The following is a 17,550-nucleotide window of genomic DNA, read 5'->3' on the forward strand; positions in this document are numbered from 1 at the left end:
ATTAATTTTTTATTCTACAATTGCCATAATATCTTTTGCAGCGATAATCAAGTATTCACTGCCGTCATATTTAACTTCTGTACCTGCATATTTTTCAAACATTACCATATCACCAATAGCTACTGGCATTGGACTTTTTTGACCATTTTCCAGTACATTCCCTTCACCAACTGCCACAACTTTCGCTGTTTGTGGTTTTTCTTTGGCCGCAGAAGCTAAGACTAGGCCTCCAACTGTTTTTTCTTCTTCTTCAGTGACTTCAAGAACGACACGATCACCTAATGGTTTTAACACGATAAATCCCTCCAACTAGTAATGATTTTTAATAATTAGCACTCAATAACCAAGAGTGCTAACTCACATTTCTTATAATACCATTTCTAGTTCTTTTTGCAAGTCCTTCGATTGCTTTTTTAAATTTTCTCCTGCTAAGCGATTAAAGAAATTATGCTATACTTGAACACAACAAGTATCTGGAAAGGAAAACATATGAATAAAAAAATATATAGCTTTATTACGATCTTTACTTATGGACTGGTTTTGTTTTCGCCTGTTATATTTCAGCAGGTCTTTCAGGCAAGTTCGGCACAGATCATTCAATTGACAACATTTGCTTATTTTATTGGCGCACTGTTGATGATTTTCTATCGCTTCAAATCGCAGTTATTCAGTCTGGAGAGTCAGAAAAAAAATGTTCCGATCACAATTTTAATTGGAATCATTGGTGTCCCAGTTTCTTTATTACTACAGATGGTCATCTTACAAATCGAACAGCGTTTTTTAGGACAATCTGTTTCTTCACAAAATACGCAAACGATCGTCCAATTGATTCGAGATAATATGATTTTTATTTTAGCAACGACGATTGCTGGACCAATTATGGAAGAATTTGTCTTTCGGCGTGCAATTTTCGGTTCATTGGAAAAAAGATTCGGTTTTTTCATCCCGGCACTGCTGAGTTCAGTGCTTTTTGCTCTAGCGCATAATGATGGTCATTATCTTTTATATGCCGGTTTAGGCTTTTTGTTCTGCGGAATGTATCACTATAGCGGACGAATTTGGACTTCAATGATCACTCATGTAGGGATGAATCTGTTAGTTGTGCTGACTCAATTAGCACTGCAATCATAGTTTGTTTCACCGATACAAATCTTTTGCCTTTTTTGAAAAATCTTCTTAAACTAGGTGTACTTAGTTTAAGAAGATTTTTTATTTAAGAACTAAATTATTCTAATCATTCAAAATAAACAACAAATGTGGAGGTCATTTTATGAAACTAGCAATTATCGGCGCAACTGGAAACGCCGGATCTTTGATTTTACAAGAAGCACTAGCTCGTGATCTAGCAGTTACGGCTATCGTACGCCATCCAGAAAAATTAACGGTGGATGTTCCCGTTTTAGTTAAAGATTTATTTGATCTTACGAAAGAAGAATTGGCTTCATTTGATGTCGTAATCGATGCCTTTCGTCCGCCGTTGGGACAAGAAGAACTGCATCAAACATCACTAAAACATCTCAGCACTATTTTACAAGGAACAGATACTCGTTTAATCGTTGTCGGCGGTGCCTCTTCTTTATTTATCGATGAGACCCACCGAATGATCGATTTTTCTGATCCTAAGGCAGATTATTATCCAACTGCTTACAATATGTACCAAGCATTTTTGAAATTGAAAACTACAGATAATGTAAATTGGACCTATCTGAGTCCTGCCGCAAATTTTGTTCCAAACGGCGAGCGCACCGGGAAGTATCAACTAAGCGATGATCATTTACAAAAAAATGCAGCTGGTGCTAGCGAAATCAGTATGGCGGATTATGCGATTGCGATCATTGATGAAGTTGTCGAACCGCAACATCTAAATCAACATTATAGTGTCTTTAATTAAAAGGCAAAAAGGACTGTGACCTGATTAGGTCGCAGTCCTTTTTTATAAATGAATGTTTTTTGCTGTACATATTTTCAGTCACTTTTTAAACCGCAAATAGTTCAGTCGCACTATCGGGATCGGTATCAAAGATTTGAAATTGATGGTTCACTCCAAGATCATACCGCGTCAATGTTTCTTCCATCGTCATATGTGCCAATTCTTTCATATTGTTTTCTCTACTTAGATGTCCTAAGTAAATACGTTTTGTCCGATCACCTAGAATATCAGTCATGACTAATGCTCCGTCATCATTGGATAAATGTCCTCGATCTCCCAGAATCCGTTGTTTCAAACTCCAAGGATACGCTCCCATACGCAACATCTCTAAATCGTGATTGCTTTCAACTAAGTACGCATCAGCGTCACGGATCGTTCCTCTGACTTGTTCGCTGGCATACCCTGTATCAGTCAATGTCACAAACGAATGACCATCTTTATAAAAACGGTAGAATTGCGGTGCTGCCGCATCGTGGGAAACACCAAAACTTTCAATATCGAAATCGCCAAAAGTCAGAACTTTTCCCATTTCAAAGATATATTTTTGTGCTACATCGATTTTTCCAATCAAAGGAGCCATCGCTTCCCATGTTTTTTCGTTAGCATAGACAGGGAGTTTATATTTTCTTGCAAGCACTCCGACGCCATGAATATGATCACGGTGTTCGTGAGTGACTAAAATCGCATCTAAATCCTCAGGTTTTCGATCAACTTCTGCTAATAACGAAGTGATTTTTTTCCCACTCAACCCAGCATCAACTAAAATACTTTTTTTCGGACTCTCTAAGTACAAAGAATTACCCGTACTTCCGCTAGCTAAAATGCTGACATTGAAGGCATTATTTAATTCTAACATGAGCACTTGGTCCCCTCTTTTAAAAACTGTTCTCAGTATACAACCCTTTTTAGGGATTTTCCACCTTCGGAACTAAATTATTCGTAATCACTTGATTATTCAGAGCATTGACTTTTTCAATTTGTGTCGTCTTGTCTGATGTCTTTATCTTAACGAACCAAACAGGGACATAAACATTTTTTTCACGGACTTCAAGGGTTTTGAAATAGCCGAGATAAATATTGGTGATCGTTGATTTATTTGGAATATTATTATTGATGTACAAAGTATTCAAAATTTCTTTTTGGGAATACAGTGCCATTTTCTCCCGCAACGGTTCAATTTCTTTCACCCGTGTCTGAGTGTATTTTACTACTTGTTCTTGATCGTTGCTCTCCCCGATATCCAATGTTATTCGCGAAGTCTCGTCGATGAATGGGATGCCTTCATAACTTTGCGCACCCACGATTTTTCCTAGCTCATCGTCTTTTTTTGAAATATCCGGCAAGTACGTATACTCTTCACCATTCATAACAAAGGCTTTGTCCTTCATTAAACGGTCGAAACTATTCGTCGCTTTTTTTAAATCAAAAGTCGCTTCGCTAGTTGGATAATTAGTTAAAACTTTATCTGAAACATTCGAATTTTGAGCAATTGTTTGATTGGCTGCGTCACTAACTAAAGAGTCAAAATCGTCTTGTTCCGCACTTAAATAATACCCTTCTTGATGCGCTTCAGAAATCTCATCTTTGATCGTAATACCGTCATTTTCCAAACGACGCATAATATCTTCTCGTTGATTTGAATTCGTGACCAGATTTTGTTCATGCTGATTGCTCCAGTAAATACTGAAAAGAAAGATATTCAGCCCCATGAAAACGAAAAGAAAGATCCACTCGATTTTTCTAAAATCCAATTAGTTCGCCCCCGTTTCTAGGTTTCCTTGCATCAACTGATTTGCAGGATACCACGTGTTGTCATATTTGACGAACCATTCCGGAGTCAAAGCTACTAATTTATTTACACCATCGATGTCTTGCCAACTATATCCAATGATATAATTTTGGACCTTCGTAAGGTCGATCCCGGCTGCGGCTAGATTGTTTTCAACTTCTAAAGTGCTTGCCAACTCAACCTCTTCATCTGAAGGAATCGGTACTTGAACGGTATCCATACTAGTTTCGATCGTAACTTGAGGTGTTGACGCATTCGGGTCTTGCTCGACTTTTACACTCATCTTACCTTTGGATGAATTGCTGAAGACTGGGTAGCCTTCGACGAATATCCGATAATTGATTTGCCCTTCGTGATGGTCAAAATAGCGCAAGTTGCCGACTGCTGTTCCTAATCGACTGACATAGTTGAAGCTTTGGCTGTAAACACTTTCTTTAGTCAAATCCGTTGGCAATTCACCTTTAAAGGTGACCAGCCGTTTTTGTTCGTCCATCATCAGCTCTTCATGCCCACTGACAAAAGAACGTGCACCATTAGCTTCTTCCTCTCCTTTCGCTTGGTCCGGATTGCGGAAAAAGGCGTTGCGGAACAGCGAATAAGATTGTGTCGTCAAAATATAACTGTATTTTTTCAAGCGAACCCGATCTTTCGTCCGCAATAAACGTGGTACTAAAGGATCTTCATCAGACATTTCTAAGTAACGCGTCTGATTTTTTTGAAAAACCGATGTCAGCCCAGTAAAATCAGCTGAGATCGTCGCTTCATAGACGGTACCTTTATTGTAATTTAAAAAACGAATCTTTTTCTTAGAGAAGTCGACTTGGATTTGTGAAAAAGTAATCTTCGTGTCTTCTTTTAGCGATTCCAAACTGACCGGCATATCAAAGACCTTCACATACTCAGACAATAAAAATCCGCCCTCATAATTCAACTCGATTCCGTTATCTAAATTGTAATATTTTTGGATTTCTTCTTCATTTTGTGAAACTTCGTGAAGCTGACCGTACGTTCCTTCGGTCAATCGAGCTTGCGTTGTTGCTAATAAATTCTCACTACTAGTTTGAAATTTTCCTTCGGCTACATTCCAAATTCCTCGGATCGGTAAAAAAGCATCCGTCGCTTTTGCATAGTTCTGATCATTTTTTACTGCTTGTTTACTAGTATTCACATTGGCTGTTTTGGAAGTTGGACTCAACCAAATAGCATAAGTCAAGACAAGGCTCAGCAAGATCAAAATAACGAGCGCGGTGCGAAGGATTTTTTCTGATAATTTCATTCCCAAATATCCTCCTCATAAGGTTCATAAGGTAAAGAAATATAGAATGTTGATCCTTTACCTTCAACACTTTCAACCCAGATTTGACCTTGATGGGCTTTCATGACTTCTTTAGAGATTGCTAAGCCTAACCCTGTACCGCCTTGTTGGCGAGCTCGCGCCTTATCCACTCGGTAAAAACGTTCGAACACTTTTTCCAAATCTTTTTTAGGAATTCCCAAACCTTCATCAGAAATACTTAAGACTACATTGTTATGAGTCTCCATTAAATGAACCTCGATTTTCCCGCCGTCTGGGGAATATTTGATCGCATTGTTCATGATGTTATCGATAACTTGCATGATTTTATCAGTATCGATTTCAACCCACAAATCACGTTCTGTAAATTCGCGGACGATTCGATAATTTTTCTCTTGGCTAGTCACCATCATATCAAAGCGATCCAACGCATAATCAACCAATTCGTTGAAATTCACCAATTCCAAATCTAATCGCTGAGCACCTGAATCCATCCGAGACAGATTCAACAGATCATTGATCATCCGAATCATTCGGTCAGTCTCACCTAATGTCACGTGAATAAATTGTGGAGCAACGATCTCGTCTTTCCACACGCCTTCTTCCAATGCTTCTAGATAACTGCGAACACTCGTAAGCGGTGTCCGTAATTCATGAGAGACATTTGAAACAAATTGACGGCGCTCTTCTGCGGTTTTTTCTTGTTCGGTAACATCGTGTAATACGACAACCAACCCGCTGATAAACCCAGATTCACGGCGGATCATCGCAAAATCTGAACGCAGTGTCATGCGATCTTCTTCTAAATCAGATGTCGAGCGATCAATCAAAATTTCTTCAGGTGCTTCCAATAGTTTCCGCAGTGTGTACTCTTCTTCTAAATCAAGCAACGTCAAAATCGATTGGCCAATTGCCTGTTCACTTGTCGTGTGCAAGAGCGATAACGCCATCTCGTTGATCGTGATGACTTTCCCACGGCGATCTGTAGCAATGACTCCATCTGTCATATGGGTCAAAACACTATCTAATCGATTGCGCTCGGCTTCCATCGTATCTTGCGCGTCTTCGATCCGATCAGATAGTTTATTGAAAGTTTCTGCTAGTTGGCTCAATTCATCATGGCCTTGCACATCAACTTTCTCAGAATAGTCGCCTTGAGCAATTCGAACCGCTTGTTTTTGCATCTCTTTGATTGGTTTAGTGATCGAGCGCGCTACTAATAACGACACGATGATCGAAATCAAACCGGCGATCAATGATGCAGTAAAGAAAATCAAGGCAGTATTACTAATTTCTGTATATTTTTGTTCAATGTCGCTTTTAACATAAAGAGCCCCGATCACAGCCGAATCGCCGGTCGGGGACTGAATAGGTTGGACATTGATACATACACGTTTATTATTATCATCCAGTGTTACATACTGTTTTATTGAAAAATCATCAATATCGCTGTATTCATTTTTCTTACCAATGATCGAGTCTTTTTGGCCCACATCATTGGTAGCTATCACGATTCCTTTGTCGTCTACTACCCACATCTCAGTGATATCAGCGGCAGTATTATTCTCAAGGATACGTTGCAGCTGTGTTCCCTCATTCTCGCTGTCTTCTGCCATCGCAGTTCCGAGAGTTGTACTCAGCAGCGAAACGCGCTGATTCATATCTTTTGTAAAATTGTTGATCGTTGATGTCTCAAGTCCTCGGATAAAATAAGCACCGATGATCTCAATCGAAATCAGTAAAATCAAGATAAACGAAAAAGCAATCTTAAAATTGACTGATCGGTAAAAACGGACTCTCTTTTCCATACTTACTCCTGTTCAGGGTTGCGTAAATAATAACCTACGCCTCTTCTTGTTACTAAATAGGTTGGATGACTCGGATTGTCTTCGATTTTTTCCCGTAAGCGACGAACCGTTACGTCTACCGTTCGGACATCTCCAAAATAATCATAGCCCCAAACTGTCTGTAATAAATGTTCACGGGTCATTACTTGACCGATATGTTTTGCTAAATAATGCAACAATTCAAATTCACGGTGAGTCAACTCAATCGTATCTCCGTATTTCGTGACCATATACGCATCTGGGTGGATTGTTAATTCGCCAATCGTCAAATCGCTTTGTGTCGTTTGTTCTTCTTCTTTAGGCGCTTGTCCGCCTCGACGTAAATTGGCTTTGACCCGTGCAATCAATTCGCGGTTGGAAAATGGTTTCGTTACATAATCATCTGCCCCTAGTTCTAAACCTAAAACTTTATCAATCTCAGAATCTTTCGCCGTAACCATAATGATCGGCATTTCATGGGTCTTGCGTACTTCACGAGCCACTTCTAAACCGTCTTTTTTAGGCAACATCAAATCTAATAAAATTAGATCCGGATTGACTTCTTCGACTTTTTTCAAGGCTTCTTCACCGTCATACGCAGTAAAGACTTCATAGCCTTCTTTCGTTAAATTAAATTTTACGATGTCCGAAATCGGCTTTTCATCGTCAACTACTAGAATTTTTTTCACTAAGAGTCACCTCATACCTTTTTAAAGTTGTATGTACGCCTTACCATTATACAATAATTTCACTACTGTTTCATCCTTTCAAATAGATGACGATTTTTTTACAAGCATTACTTAAGGAAAACTGAAAGAAGAGGCTGCGACATGCCGCAGCCTCTTTATGAATAAACGGATTAGCACTCGCATAAACTGCAAATGCTCAACAACTTAGTCCAGTACTTGGCAGACGACGCCTAATGAACCAGGTCCAGTATGAACCGAAAGCGCCGGTGAAACTTTCCCAAAATAAATATTTTCTGCTGTTGGAAATAGTTCACGCAGCCGATGATAAACTTTTTCAGCCGTTTCCATCGCATCAGCCTGTGTTACCGCTAAATTGAAACGTTTATGGTTGCCGATGTGTGCTTTCACTAATTCGATCGTTTTATCGATACTTTTATTTAATCCTCGCACCTTTGCGACGGTGTAATAAATACCGTCAGGATTACATGAAATAATTGGTTTTAATTTAAGCGCACTGCCGAGTAAAGAAGCGACTAAACCGATGCGTCCGCCTTTTTGCAAATATTCCAACGTATCGACGTTAAAAAATATTTTCGTTTTTGCGATCTTGCTTTCTGTGTCGCTGATAACTTCTGCAAACGATTTTCCTTGCTTGACTAGCTCACCTGCGTAAATTGCTAGTATCCCAGCTCCGATTCCTACATTTTTCGTATCAATCGCATGGAAAGTCAGCCCTTCATAATGGTCACTAAGCACTCGCAGCGCATTATAAGTCCCGCTCAATCCGCTAGAGATCGTCACGATAATCACGTGGGTATACCCTTGATCTTTGATCTCATCAAAAATCTGATGGATCAATTCACCATCAGGTAAAGATGTTTTGGGCAATTCCTTTTGGATCAGCGGAAAAATATTATCTGAGCTGACATCAATCCCATCACGATATTCTCGGTCACTAAAAATGATCCGTAAGGGTACCATAAAAAATGGCCCATTATCAATAACTCCTTTTGGAACATCTGTCCCAGAATCAACTAGGATCGCAATTTTTTCACTCATCATTTTCGCCTTCTTTCTCTTTATCTAATTGAATGATTTTTTCAGCTAACATTTTTTGTGTAAACGAAGCGACAGCACTTTCCATCGCCAAGTAATGAAATTTCTTACTGCTGCGGGTCAGACTGACTTCTTCCCCTAAAATAATTTTAGCAATTTGTATCAGCGCATCTTCTTGGACCGTACAAAAACCGTTGTAGGCATCTTTGGGCTCATTATTTGTTAACTGTATCCGGATCAATTCATTGACATCTGGAATCGAAAAAACTTGTTTCAATAAAGTGATTGCGATCAAATAGGCTAAATGATTCCGGTTATATCTTTTTTTGACTGGCGGCGGCACTAATTTGTGCTTCACATAGTTATTGACCATTGCACTAGATAAAAGTTGATGCTTCTCATCTTCAATCAACGGCGCTAAATAACGATCAACCAAAGTAATAACTTGATCCATGTACAATTCTAATTCAGGCAGCTCTTCCCAGCGAGGTAAACGGACTTTCTTTAAGCTTTCCGCCCACGACCTAAGATTCATATCTTCCATCATTCGAACCCCTTTCATCAGTAGTTTATCAAAATTATGATAATTATACAACATAGTTTTCAAAACTAGATAAATAAAGCGGTTTTAGCAAGAATTTTTCTAGTTTATTGTTGCATTTTTATTTTTGCAGTGCTAACATATGAAAGTACTTTATTTGGGCCGTTAGCTCAGTTGGTAGAGCAGCTGACTCTTAATCAGCGGGTCGCGGGTTCGAGCCCCTCACGGCCCATTGGGTGCCAAACCCACGTCACCAGTGCATTCTTGGCTACTTCGGTAGTTTCGAAAAGAATGTGCGTGGTGACTTTTTTTATCTTAAAGACATTTTAGAACTATTACTACTAATCCTTCGACTACAGTGTTTGCATTTTATTTTTAATAATTTCCTCACACCGCTACCTCCTCACTTTTCCTTTTGGAGTATTACCATCAACAATCTCCCCAATTAAACAGCACTAGCCGCTGCACGATCTCTGCACAAATTATGCCGACTCCCTCATTCACTCTTTCGTTAGTTCAAACAATTTCCAAATCAATTATATTTTTATGAACAATTCCTTTATAAAAATCATCATTTTTTAATTATTCGACTTACCTATTCTAATAATAAAATTTTTTTAAAAAGATATTCTGATAAATCCCTAAGTTTAACATCTTTTCCAAAATATAGTTGACGTTAAAAAGAGAAATAATCCCCTAACCATCCCTGATATGACGCGATAAATTTGGTGGATCCATCACATACTTTTACCGATTACTATTTCTAGGCTTAATCAATTTTACTTCACGACCAAATGAGTTTAGAAAAATTTTTTCTCATCTTTTTTTCATATTAGACTTGACAAGTCATTGCTTTTTTTATACGATTACTACAATAATTTTTTAAAAATTCTGACAATAACTGGGTGGTTGCTATGATAAAATCAACAATATTTTTTAATGCAACTTTATTATTATAGCAGGGACTTTCTGAAATTTATTTCATAAAGTCCCTATTCGCATTGCATCGGAGAAGAAATGGTTCTTCCCCGATGGAGTGCTTTTTTTATACCCAGATTTGATTAGAGGAGGAATAGCAATGAGAAAAATTCAATTTTTTGATACCACGTTAAGAGATGGTGAACAAACACCGGGCGTGAATTTCAATACCAAAGAAAAAGTTCAAATCGCGCTTCAATTGGAAAAATGGGGGATTGATGTCATTGAGGCAGGATTTCCTATCGCCTCTCCTGGTGATTTCGAAGCGGTCCAATCGATTGCCCAACAAGTGAAAAAAATGACTGTGACCGGTCTTGCCCGCTGTCAAAAAAAAGATATTGATCGGGCTCACGAGGCGTTAAAAGATGCAGTTGACCCTCAGATCCATGTTTTTTTAGCAACTAGCGACGTCCATATGCACTATAAGTTAAAAATGACGCGAGAGGAAGTTTTAGCCTCAATCAAAGAACATGTCAGTTATGCACGTAGTTTGTTTGAAAAAGTCCAGTTCTCGCCAGAAGATGCTTCACGAACCGAAAAAGATTTCTTATTAGAAGCTGTCCAGACAGCGATTGATGCAGGAGCTACGATTATCAATATTCCAGATACTGTCGGTTATTCAAATCCGACTGAATACGGCAAAATTTTTAAATCACTGATTGAAAATATTCGCAGCGACCGAGAGATTATATTCTCTTCTCATTGCCACGATGATTTAGGAATGGCAACGGCAAATGCTCTAGCCGCGATCGAAAATGGGGCGAATCGAGTAGAAGGCACCATCAATGGGATTGGCGAACGTGCAGGCAATACAGCTTTGGAAGAAGTCGCATTAGCACTAGCAATCCGCAAAGATTTTTATCAATGTGAAACACCTATTATCCTAAGCGAAACCAAACGAACGAGCGAGCTGATTTCCCGCCTTTCTGGGATTCCGGTTCCTAAAAATAAAGCTGTCGTCGGTGATAATGCATTTGCTCACGAATCTGGTATTCATCAAGATGGTGTTTTGAAAAATCCTGAGACATACGAAATCATCACGCCTACCATGGTAGGCGTGACTCAAAATTCTTTGCCGCTTGGAAAACTATCAGGCCGCCATGCCTTCAATGCAAAATTAGAAGAGCTCGGCTACCAATTTACCGATGCTGACAGTAAAGAAGCTTTCAAACGATTCAAACGATTAGCCGATAAAAAGAAACAAATCACGGACAAAGACTTAGTTGCCTTGCTTGCTGATCAATCGCGCGAAGAGACAGAAGCCTACAAACTGGCTGAAGTTCAAGTCCAATACAGCTCTAACGGCTATCAAGGAGCAATCGTTTCTATTATTAATGAAGAAAATGAAACAAAAGTCGCCTCGAAAATCGGTTCAGGCAGCATCCAAGCAATCTACAACACGATCGATGAATTGTTCCAGCAAGCTCCAGAACTGACCGAATATGAAATCCAAGCATTGACTGGCGGCGAAGATGCTCAAGCCGAAGTCCGCGTGACTCTGAGAGATACGCAAACAAAAAAAGAATTTCGCGGAATCGGTGTAGACTTTGACGTTTTACACGCGTCAGCAAAGGCTTATGTAAAAGCTAGCAATCAGATTGCATCAAACCGCTAATCTAACTATAACGAGTACAAAATCTAGTTAAAGTCTGGCAAAAAATGGAACTCAAAGATAGGAGCAAGATAAATGAAAAATAAGATTGTAGTGTTAGCCGGCGACGGCATCGGACCAGAGATTATGACAAGCGGACTGCAAGTGTTAGCCGCTGTTGAAAAAAATTGTACACGTGATTTTGAACTTGAGGCGCTTCCCTTTGGCGGTGCCGGGCTTGATGAAGTAGGCGCTTCTTTACCAGAAAAAACGTTGAAGGCTTGCCAATCAGCCGATGCGATTTTATTAGGTGCAATTGGTGGCCCCAAATGGGAAAACATGGTGGACGCACCAGAAAAAGGTTTGCTGGCTCTTCGAAAAGCGTTGAATTTATTTGCGAACATTCGTCCAGTCTCCGTCTCTTCTGCCTTGATGCATCTTTCCCCTCTAAAACCTGCGATCGTCGAAGGAACGGACTTGATTATCGTTCGAGAATTAAGCAGCGGGATTTATTTCGGGGAGCCACGCGAATTAACAGAACAAATGGCGTTTGATACTGCCCGCTACCAAAAAGCTGAGATTGAACGGATCCTCCACTCTGCTTTTAAAATCGCTCAAGGGCGCAACAAAAAAGTGACGTCAGTCGATAAAGCGAATGTCCTTGCCTCCAGCAAATTATGGCGAACTACGGCAGAAGAAGTTGCTAAAGAATATCCTGATTGTCAGTTAGAACATCAATACGTGGATTCCGCGGCGATGAAACTGATCCAAAATCCAAAAGCTTTTGATGTGCTCGTCACTGAAAATCTTTTCGGTGATATTTTGAGCGATGAAGCCTCAGTCTTGCCAGGATCATTAGGTGTCTTGCCAAGTGCTAGCCACAGTGTCAAGGGTCCTTCTCTTTATGAACCGATCCACGGTTCCGCACCAGATATTGCCGGTCTTGGGATCGCAAATCCAATCTCGATGATTTTGTCTGTAGCCATGATGCTAAGACAATCCTTTCAAGAAGAAGCGGCAGCCCAAGCAATCGAAAACGCCTGCGACAAGGTATTGACGCAAGGATTATTTACTCGCGACCTAGGTGGTCAAGCATCCACAGCACAATTTACCGACGCTGTGATTCAAGAATTGGAAGGAGCATAAATGATGGGAAAAACACTATTTGATAAACTATGGAATCGACACGTCGTCTACGGCAATGAGGGAGCTCCGCAGCTATTGTATATTGATTTGCACTTGATTCATGAAGTGACATCACCTCAGGCATTTGCCGGAATTCGCGAAGCTGGTCGAACATTGCGTCATCCAGAGCGGACATTTGCTACAATGGATCATAATGTACCGACGATCGATATTTTAAATTTCACCGATTTAATCGCAAAAAAACAAATCGATACTTTAAGAGAAAATTGCCGCGAATTTGGCGTACAACTTTGCGACAATGGCAGCGACCGCCAAGGAATCGTCCACATGGTAGGCCCGGAAACTGGTTTGACTCGGCCGGGCAAAACAATCGTTTGCGGAGATTCTCATACAGCAACTCATGGCGCTTTTGGTGCTCTGGCTTTTGGGATTGGTACGAGTGAAGTCGAACATGTTTTTGCAACTCAGACCCTTTGGCAAAGCAAACCGCAAAACATGGGGATCAAGATTTCCGGCAAACTACCAAAAGGTGTCTATGCAAAAGATATTATTTTGGCGCTGATTGCTAAATATGGAACAGACTTCGGTGTGGGTTACGGTGCTGAATTTTATGGTGAAACGATTGAAAATCTGTCTATGGAAGAACGTATGACAATCTGCAACATGGCGATCGAAGGCGGAGCAAAAATTGGCCTGATCGCACCTGATGAGACGACTTTTGATTATGTCGCAAGTCGCGAATACGCTCCAAAAAATATGGCTGCCGCAATCGCTGATTGGAAAGAATTGTATACAGATAGCGACGCCGTCTACGACAAAGAACTAACGCTGGATGCCAGCGAGCTAGTTCCCTTTGTTACTTGGGGTACAAATCCTGAAATGGGCGTTCCTTTTACTGGTACATTTCCCGCAATCACTTCACCTGATCTGCAAAAAGCTTACGATTATATGGACTTGAAACCTGGTCAGACTCCAGCTGATATTCCAGTTGGTTATGTATTCATCGGTTCATGTACGAACGGCCGCTTGTCGGATCTACAAGAAGCCGCCAAGATCATCAAAGGAAAAAAAGTACACGACAACGTGACAGCTATCGTCGTTCCCGGCTCACGTCCTGTTCGGAAAGCAGCCGAAAAAATCGGCTTGGACAAAATATTCATGGATGCAGGGTTTGAATGGCGCGAGCCTGGCTGCTCGATGTGCCTAGGAATGAATCCTGACCGCGTACCTGCAGGTGTCCATTGTGCGTCAACTTCTAATCGAAATTTTCAAGGACGCCAAGGCAAAGATGCCCGCACTCATCTTTGCAGTCCGGTAATGGCTGCACTAGCCGCAATTCACGGAAATTTTGTCGATAGCCGCAAGGAGGTCATCTAATGGAAAAATTTACAAGCTACACTGGAAAAACAGTCCCTTTGATGAATGATAATATCGACACTGATCAAATCATTCCAAAAGGCTTCTTAAAACAAGTCGATAAAGCTGGTTTTGGCAAACATCTTTTTGATGAATGGCGCTTTTTAGCAGACGGCTCACCGAATCCTGATTTCATTTTGAATGCACCGGAACGAAAAGCTGCGACCATTTTGATTTCGGGTGAGAATTTTGGATCAGGTTCTTCACGTGAACACGCAGCGTGGGCCATCCAAGATTATGGTTTCAAAGCGGTAATTGCTGGTAGTTACAGTGATATTTTTTATATGAACGCACTAAAAAATGGATTGTTGCCGATTCGTTTAGAACAAAAAATTCGAGAACATTTAAGTCAGCTGCCTGCGGATCAATCCATTACAATTGATCTGCTAGAACAAGAAGTCCGGACTGGCGATGCTTGTTATGCTTTTCAAATTGATCCAACTTGGAAAGCAAAGTTGGTCAACGGTTCAGATGATATCAGCATCACCTTACAATACGAAGCGGCGATCACCGCTTACGAAGAAAAAATGCCGAGCTATGAATAAGAGAATGCGTTGGTGACAGATAGCAGCTTCAAGAAATAAGAAAAGAGCGTCAAAATTTCAGCTTATTACTTGAAACTGTTAAAACATCGTTTACTCAGAAAAAGGAGTGTGATAAAAATTTATCACACCCCTTTCTTATTTAATTTACGATCTGTTCTTGCACATACTGGGCATAGAGCGGATGACTCTCAATCAATTCAGCGTGTGTCCCGTGTCCTGTGACTTCCCCTTTTTCAATAAAATAAATATGGTCAGCATCTACAATCGTAGATAGACGATGCGCAATTACTAATGTCGTCCGGCCTGCCATCAATTGATCTAATGCTCGTTGGACCTTTTCCTCTGATTGCGAATCCAAACTTGCTGTTGCTTCATCCAGCATCAGAATCTTAGGGTCACGCAAAAATGCACGTGCGATTGCGATCCGTTGTTTTTGTCCGCCAGATAATTTTACCCCGCGTTCACCTAATTCTGTCTCCAGTTGATCAGGAAATTCTCGCACAAATTGATCCGCGTAAGCTAACTCTAAACCATGCCATAATTCCTCTTCAGTCAATGTCCGTTCCAATCCATATTGCAGATTTTCACGAATGCTTCCAGCAAAAACAGCACTATCTTGCGAAACATAGCCGATTTGCGAACGCCAGCTTGCAAGACTGAGCTCTTCTACCTTATCATCGCCTACTTTAATCGTACCAGCAGATGGTTGATAAAAACGTTCAATTAAAGCAAAAATTGTCGACTTTCCCCCACCGCTTGGTCCAGCAAAAGCGATCACTGTATTTGGTTTGGCTTCAAATGAAACATTTTTCAAAATTGGTCGATCGGCAACATAATGGAAGGAAAGATTTTCTGCTTTAATCATTTTACCTGCAACATCCGCATTCTTCCCTGTCTCGATCGGCTCCAAATCAGTTTTCAGAATTTGTTCGATCCGTTCGGTCGCACCCATGGCTTTTTGAACTTGGGAGAAAAACATCGCAAAACTGGCTGCTGGCATCATGATATTGAACAAATACAATAAGAAAGCCACTAATTGTCCACTCGTCAGGGTTCCAGCTTGGACACGAACCGCACCGTAGCCCAAAATTCCGACAAACATTCCCAACATGACTGTTGTAATAATCGGTTGTAAGATTGCTTCGACTTTTGCATCCTTGATCCCTAAACTAAAAATATTGTCGATAAATGAACGACCGCTGTTTTTTTCAAATTTTTCTCCATTACTGGCTTTGATCAAACGAATCTCTGATAATTTTTCACTAGCTTCTGCATTGAAGTCAGCAGTTGCGGTTTGTAATTGTCGACCCAAACGTGACATCACCCGCCCGATTGGCATCATGATCAATCCCATGATTGGTACCGCTAAAAACATCATTGCCGCCATTTTCCAATCCATCACAAACAAAATAATCATAGAACCTACTAATTGAATCGCACCGGTAATAAAGTTGGGAAATTGGGTCGCCACTAGATCTTTAATGACTGTTGTATCATTTACTAGTCGCGAACTGCTTTCGCCTGATTTATGATCATCGTAATAGCTGACCGGCATTTGCAGCAGATGACTCCATAATTTTTCTCGTAACGTTTTGACAGCACTTTCCCCGACAAAGCGTAATAAAAAACTGCCGATCGCGCCAAAAGCTAATTGACCAGCGAATGCCAAAATCAAGACGATCAGCATTTTTTTATTGATCTGTGCTAATTTGCTTGTATCGATTAATCCTTTAGTTAATTGCGGGACGATCAAACTTGCCCCACTTGTCAGTAAACTTAAAAACAAACCGACGATAAACAATGCTTTTCTAGGATTGACGCTCAAGATCAACCGCAAAAAATCTTTTAACCGATAGTTGCTTTTCGTGTTTTTTACTGTTTTTTTAGGTATGATGCGCGTATTTTGCTCCATTCTGGTTCCTTCTTTCGCTAAAAATCTTCCCACTCTGTATCTTCTGGTTTTTTCGGCTGATCGAATTCTGTAAAATGATCACGGTTGTTCCAAAAGTTTTGTCTAAAATCATGGTTAAAATTACGAGAAAAATCTCTTGAAGCATTGTGCATCTCCCGCTTCATTTGCTTCCGTACCCGGTGTTGCTCCTCTCGCGAAAGATTTTGCCACTCTTCTTGCCAGTTTCCAGAAAATTGTCCACGCACCGCTTGAATCTGACGTAAACGATCCATGGGATCAACGAAGCGTCCTGCTTGGCGTTGAAAATCCTCTTGCCAACCAGCTGAAATTTTTTGCAAATAGTCGCTGAAAGTCTGTTGTTCCTCAGCCGTCAAACCGGCAAAAAAACTCTCACTCCTATCTTCACTGGTTCGACTGAAAATTTGGGCTTTTTGTTTTCCGTTGTCAGTTAAAAAAATCCGTTTGATCCGTTTATCTTGTTCTTCTGCTCTTCGTACCACATCACCACTTTTTTCCATCTTTTTCATCAATTCCGCCAATGAACTAGGACGAATATCTAAAATTTCAGCTAATTGACTTTGGATCAAACCATCTTCTTTGGCTAAAATCGCTAAAACTCGTTGCTGTCCATTTAATCGTTGGCGTTTACTCATAAATGCATTGCTGGCAGAACTTATGAACCGTAATTGACGCATCAAGTCTTTCGTAAACTCGCTCATTATAAAAATCTCCTTTATCTCTGATGATAGTTCGGTACCGAACTTATTTCGTTTGTTATTATAGTTCGGCACCTAACTATTGTCAACTACTCTGCTGATTTTTTTGACTGGATCCAAA

General features: G+C 40.3%; 16 protein-coding genes and 1 tRNA gene. 7 read left to right on the forward strand and 10 right to left on the reverse strand.

The window, feature by feature from the left end:
• Positions 1-9: 9 nt before the first annotated feature.
• Entirely contained in the window at positions 10-294 is a 285-nt protein-coding gene (groES, locus tag FFM68_RS01240) for a co-chaperone GroES (RefSeq protein WP_137617629.1), read from the reverse strand.
• A 195-nt stretch (positions 295-489) separates the two neighbouring features.
• Between groES and FFM68_RS01245 the strand changes: the two genes are divergently transcribed.
• The gene (locus tag FFM68_RS01245; RefSeq protein WP_137617630.1) at positions 490-1,131 is read left to right on the forward strand and encodes a CPBP family intramembrane glutamic endopeptidase; all 642 of its coding nucleotides are present in this window, start codon (positions 490-492) and stop codon (positions 1,129-1,131) included.
• 139 nt (positions 1,132-1,270) lie between these two features.
• Complete coding sequence (locus tag FFM68_RS01250; RefSeq protein ID WP_137617631.1) at positions 1,271-1,891, forward strand: NAD(P)-dependent oxidoreductase; 621 nt, start codon at positions 1,271-1,273, stop codon at positions 1,889-1,891.
• 85 nt (positions 1,892-1,976) lie between these two features.
• Here the strand turns inward: FFM68_RS01250 and FFM68_RS01255 are convergent, their stop codons facing one another.
• The 7 genes from FFM68_RS01255 to FFM68_RS01285 form a co-directional block, all read right to left on the reverse strand.
• Positions 1,977-2,786, reverse strand: coding sequence for an MBL fold metallo-hydrolase (locus FFM68_RS01255; RefSeq protein WP_137617632.1), 810 nt, complete (start codon positions 2,784-2,786; stop codon positions 1,977-1,979).
• Between the two features lie 49 nt (positions 2,787-2,835).
• Positions 2,836-3,681 (reverse strand): two-component system regulatory protein YycI, encoded by an 846-nt coding sequence (locus tag FFM68_RS01260; RefSeq protein ID WP_137617633.1) that lies wholly within the window; start codon positions 3,679-3,681, stop codon positions 2,836-2,838.
• The gene (locus FFM68_RS01265) at positions 3,682-4,995 is read right to left on the reverse strand and encodes a YycH family regulatory protein (protein ID WP_137617634.1); all 1,314 of its coding nucleotides are present in this window, start codon (positions 4,993-4,995) and stop codon (positions 3,682-3,684) included. It abuts the gene before it with no gap.
• A complete protein-coding gene (walK, locus tag FFM68_RS01270) occupies positions 4,992-6,821 on the reverse strand; it encodes a cell wall metabolism sensor histidine kinase WalK (protein WP_137617635.1) in 1,830 nt (609 codons plus the stop codon). The genes FFM68_RS01265 and walK overlap by 4 nt, the downstream gene beginning before the upstream one ends.
• Before the next feature lie 2 nt (positions 6,822-6,823).
• Positions 6,824-7,528, reverse strand: coding sequence for a response regulator YycF (gene yycF, locus FFM68_RS01275; RefSeq protein ID WP_137617636.1), 705 nt, complete (start codon positions 7,526-7,528; stop codon positions 6,824-6,826).
• A gap of 204 nt (positions 7,529-7,732) precedes the next feature.
• Positions 7,733-8,590, reverse strand: coding sequence for a DegV family protein (locus FFM68_RS01280; RefSeq protein WP_167483428.1), 858 nt, complete (start codon positions 8,588-8,590; stop codon positions 7,733-7,735).
• Positions 8,580-9,128 (reverse strand): DUF1836 domain-containing protein, encoded by a 549-nt coding sequence (locus tag FFM68_RS01285; RefSeq protein ID WP_137617782.1) that lies wholly within the window; start codon positions 9,126-9,128, stop codon positions 8,580-8,582. Before FFM68_RS01285 ends, FFM68_RS01280 begins: the two co-directional genes overlap by 11 nt.
• Before the next feature lie 156 nt (positions 9,129-9,284).
• On the opposite strand from FFM68_RS01285, the gene FFM68_RS01290 reads away from it, so the two are divergent.
• The 5 genes from FFM68_RS01290 to leuD all read left to right on the forward strand — a co-directional run bounded on the left by FFM68_RS01290 (position 9,285) and on the right by leuD (position 14,801).
• Positions 9,285-9,357: transfer RNA gene (locus FFM68_RS01290), tRNA-Lys, on the forward strand.
• 846 nt (positions 9,358-10,203) lie between these two features.
• Positions 10,204-11,718 carry a 2-isopropylmalate synthase gene (locus FFM68_RS01295; protein WP_137617638.1) on the forward strand — a complete coding sequence of 505 codons (1,515 nt, stop codon included), beginning with the start codon at positions 10,204-10,206 and terminating at the stop codon, positions 11,716-11,718.
• A gap of 72 nt (positions 11,719-11,790) precedes the next feature.
• On the forward strand, positions 11,791-12,840 hold the full coding sequence (gene leuB / locus FFM68_RS01300) for a 3-isopropylmalate dehydrogenase (RefSeq protein WP_137617639.1): 1,050 nt from the start codon (positions 11,791-11,793) through the stop codon (positions 12,838-12,840).
• A 3-nt stretch (positions 12,841-12,843) separates the two neighbouring features.
• Positions 12,844-14,217, forward strand: a complete 1,374-nt coding sequence (gene leuC, locus FFM68_RS01305; protein WP_137617640.1) for a 3-isopropylmalate dehydratase large subunit — start codon at positions 12,844-12,846, stop codon at positions 14,215-14,217.
• Complete coding sequence (leuD, locus tag FFM68_RS01310) at positions 14,217-14,801, forward strand: 3-isopropylmalate dehydratase small subunit (protein WP_137617641.1); 585 nt, start codon at positions 14,217-14,219, stop codon at positions 14,799-14,801. The genes leuC and leuD overlap by 1 nt, the downstream gene beginning before the upstream one ends.
• Before the next feature lie 139 nt (positions 14,802-14,940).
• Here leuD and FFM68_RS01315 read toward each other — a convergent pair whose 3' ends face one another.
• Positions 14,941-16,713: an ABC transporter ATP-binding protein gene (locus FFM68_RS01315; protein WP_137617642.1), complete on the reverse strand. Its 1,773-nt coding sequence runs from the start codon at positions 16,711-16,713 to the stop codon at positions 14,941-14,943.
• Between the two features lie 17 nt (positions 16,714-16,730).
• Complete coding sequence (locus tag FFM68_RS01320) at positions 16,731-17,432, reverse strand: MarR family winged helix-turn-helix transcriptional regulator (RefSeq protein ID WP_137617643.1); 702 nt, start codon at positions 17,430-17,432, stop codon at positions 16,731-16,733.
• Positions 17,433-17,550 lie beyond the last annotated feature (118 nt).

Origin of the sequence: Enterococcus xiangfangensis (genome assembly GCF_005405365.1) — a bacterium.
GTDB classification, from domain to species: domain Bacteria; phylum Bacillota; class Bacilli; order Lactobacillales; family Enterococcaceae; genus Enterococcus_A; species Enterococcus_A xiangfangensis.

Coding starts and splice junctions, on each gene's coding strand:
- FFM68_RS01280 (WP_167483428.1), bottom strand. CDS start 8,590: ATGATGAGTGAAAAAATTGCGATCCTAGTTGATTCTGGGACAGATGTT.
- FFM68_RS01320 (WP_137617643.1), bottom strand. CDS start 17,432: ATGAGCGAGTTTACGAAAGACTTGATGCGTCAATTACGGTTCATAAGT.
- FFM68_RS01295 (WP_137617638.1), top strand. CDS start 10,204: ATGAGAAAAATTCAATTTTTTGATACCACGTTAAGAGATGGTGAACAA.
- leuD (WP_137617641.1), top strand. CDS start 14,217: ATGGAAAAATTTACAAGCTACACTGGAAAAACAGTCCCTTTGATGAAT.
- FFM68_RS01250 (WP_137617631.1), top strand. CDS start 1,271: ATGAAACTAGCAATTATCGGCGCAACTGGAAACGCCGGATCTTTGATT.
- FFM68_RS01285 (WP_137617782.1), bottom strand. CDS start 9,128: ATGGAAGATATGAATCTTAGGTCGTGGGCGGAAAGCTTAAAGAAAGTC.
- walK (WP_137617635.1), bottom strand. CDS start 6,821: ATGGAAAAGAGAGTCCGTTTTTACCGATCAGTCAATTTTAAGATTGCT.
- leuB (WP_137617639.1), top strand. CDS start 11,791: ATGAAAAATAAGATTGTAGTGTTAGCCGGCGACGGCATCGGACCAGAG.
- FFM68_RS01255 (WP_137617632.1), bottom strand. CDS start 2,786: ATGTTAGAATTAAATAATGCCTTCAATGTCAGCATTTTAGCTAGCGGA.
- FFM68_RS01245 (WP_137617630.1), top strand. CDS start 490: ATGAATAAAAAAATATATAGCTTTATTACGATCTTTACTTATGGACTG.
- FFM68_RS01315 (WP_137617642.1), bottom strand. CDS start 16,713: ATGGAGCAAAATACGCGCATCATACCTAAAAAAACAGTAAAAAACACG.
- FFM68_RS01265 (WP_137617634.1), bottom strand. CDS start 4,995: ATGAAATTATCAGAAAAAATCCTTCGCACCGCGCTCGTTATTTTGATC.
- leuC (WP_137617640.1), top strand. CDS start 12,844: ATGGGAAAAACACTATTTGATAAACTATGGAATCGACACGTCGTCTAC.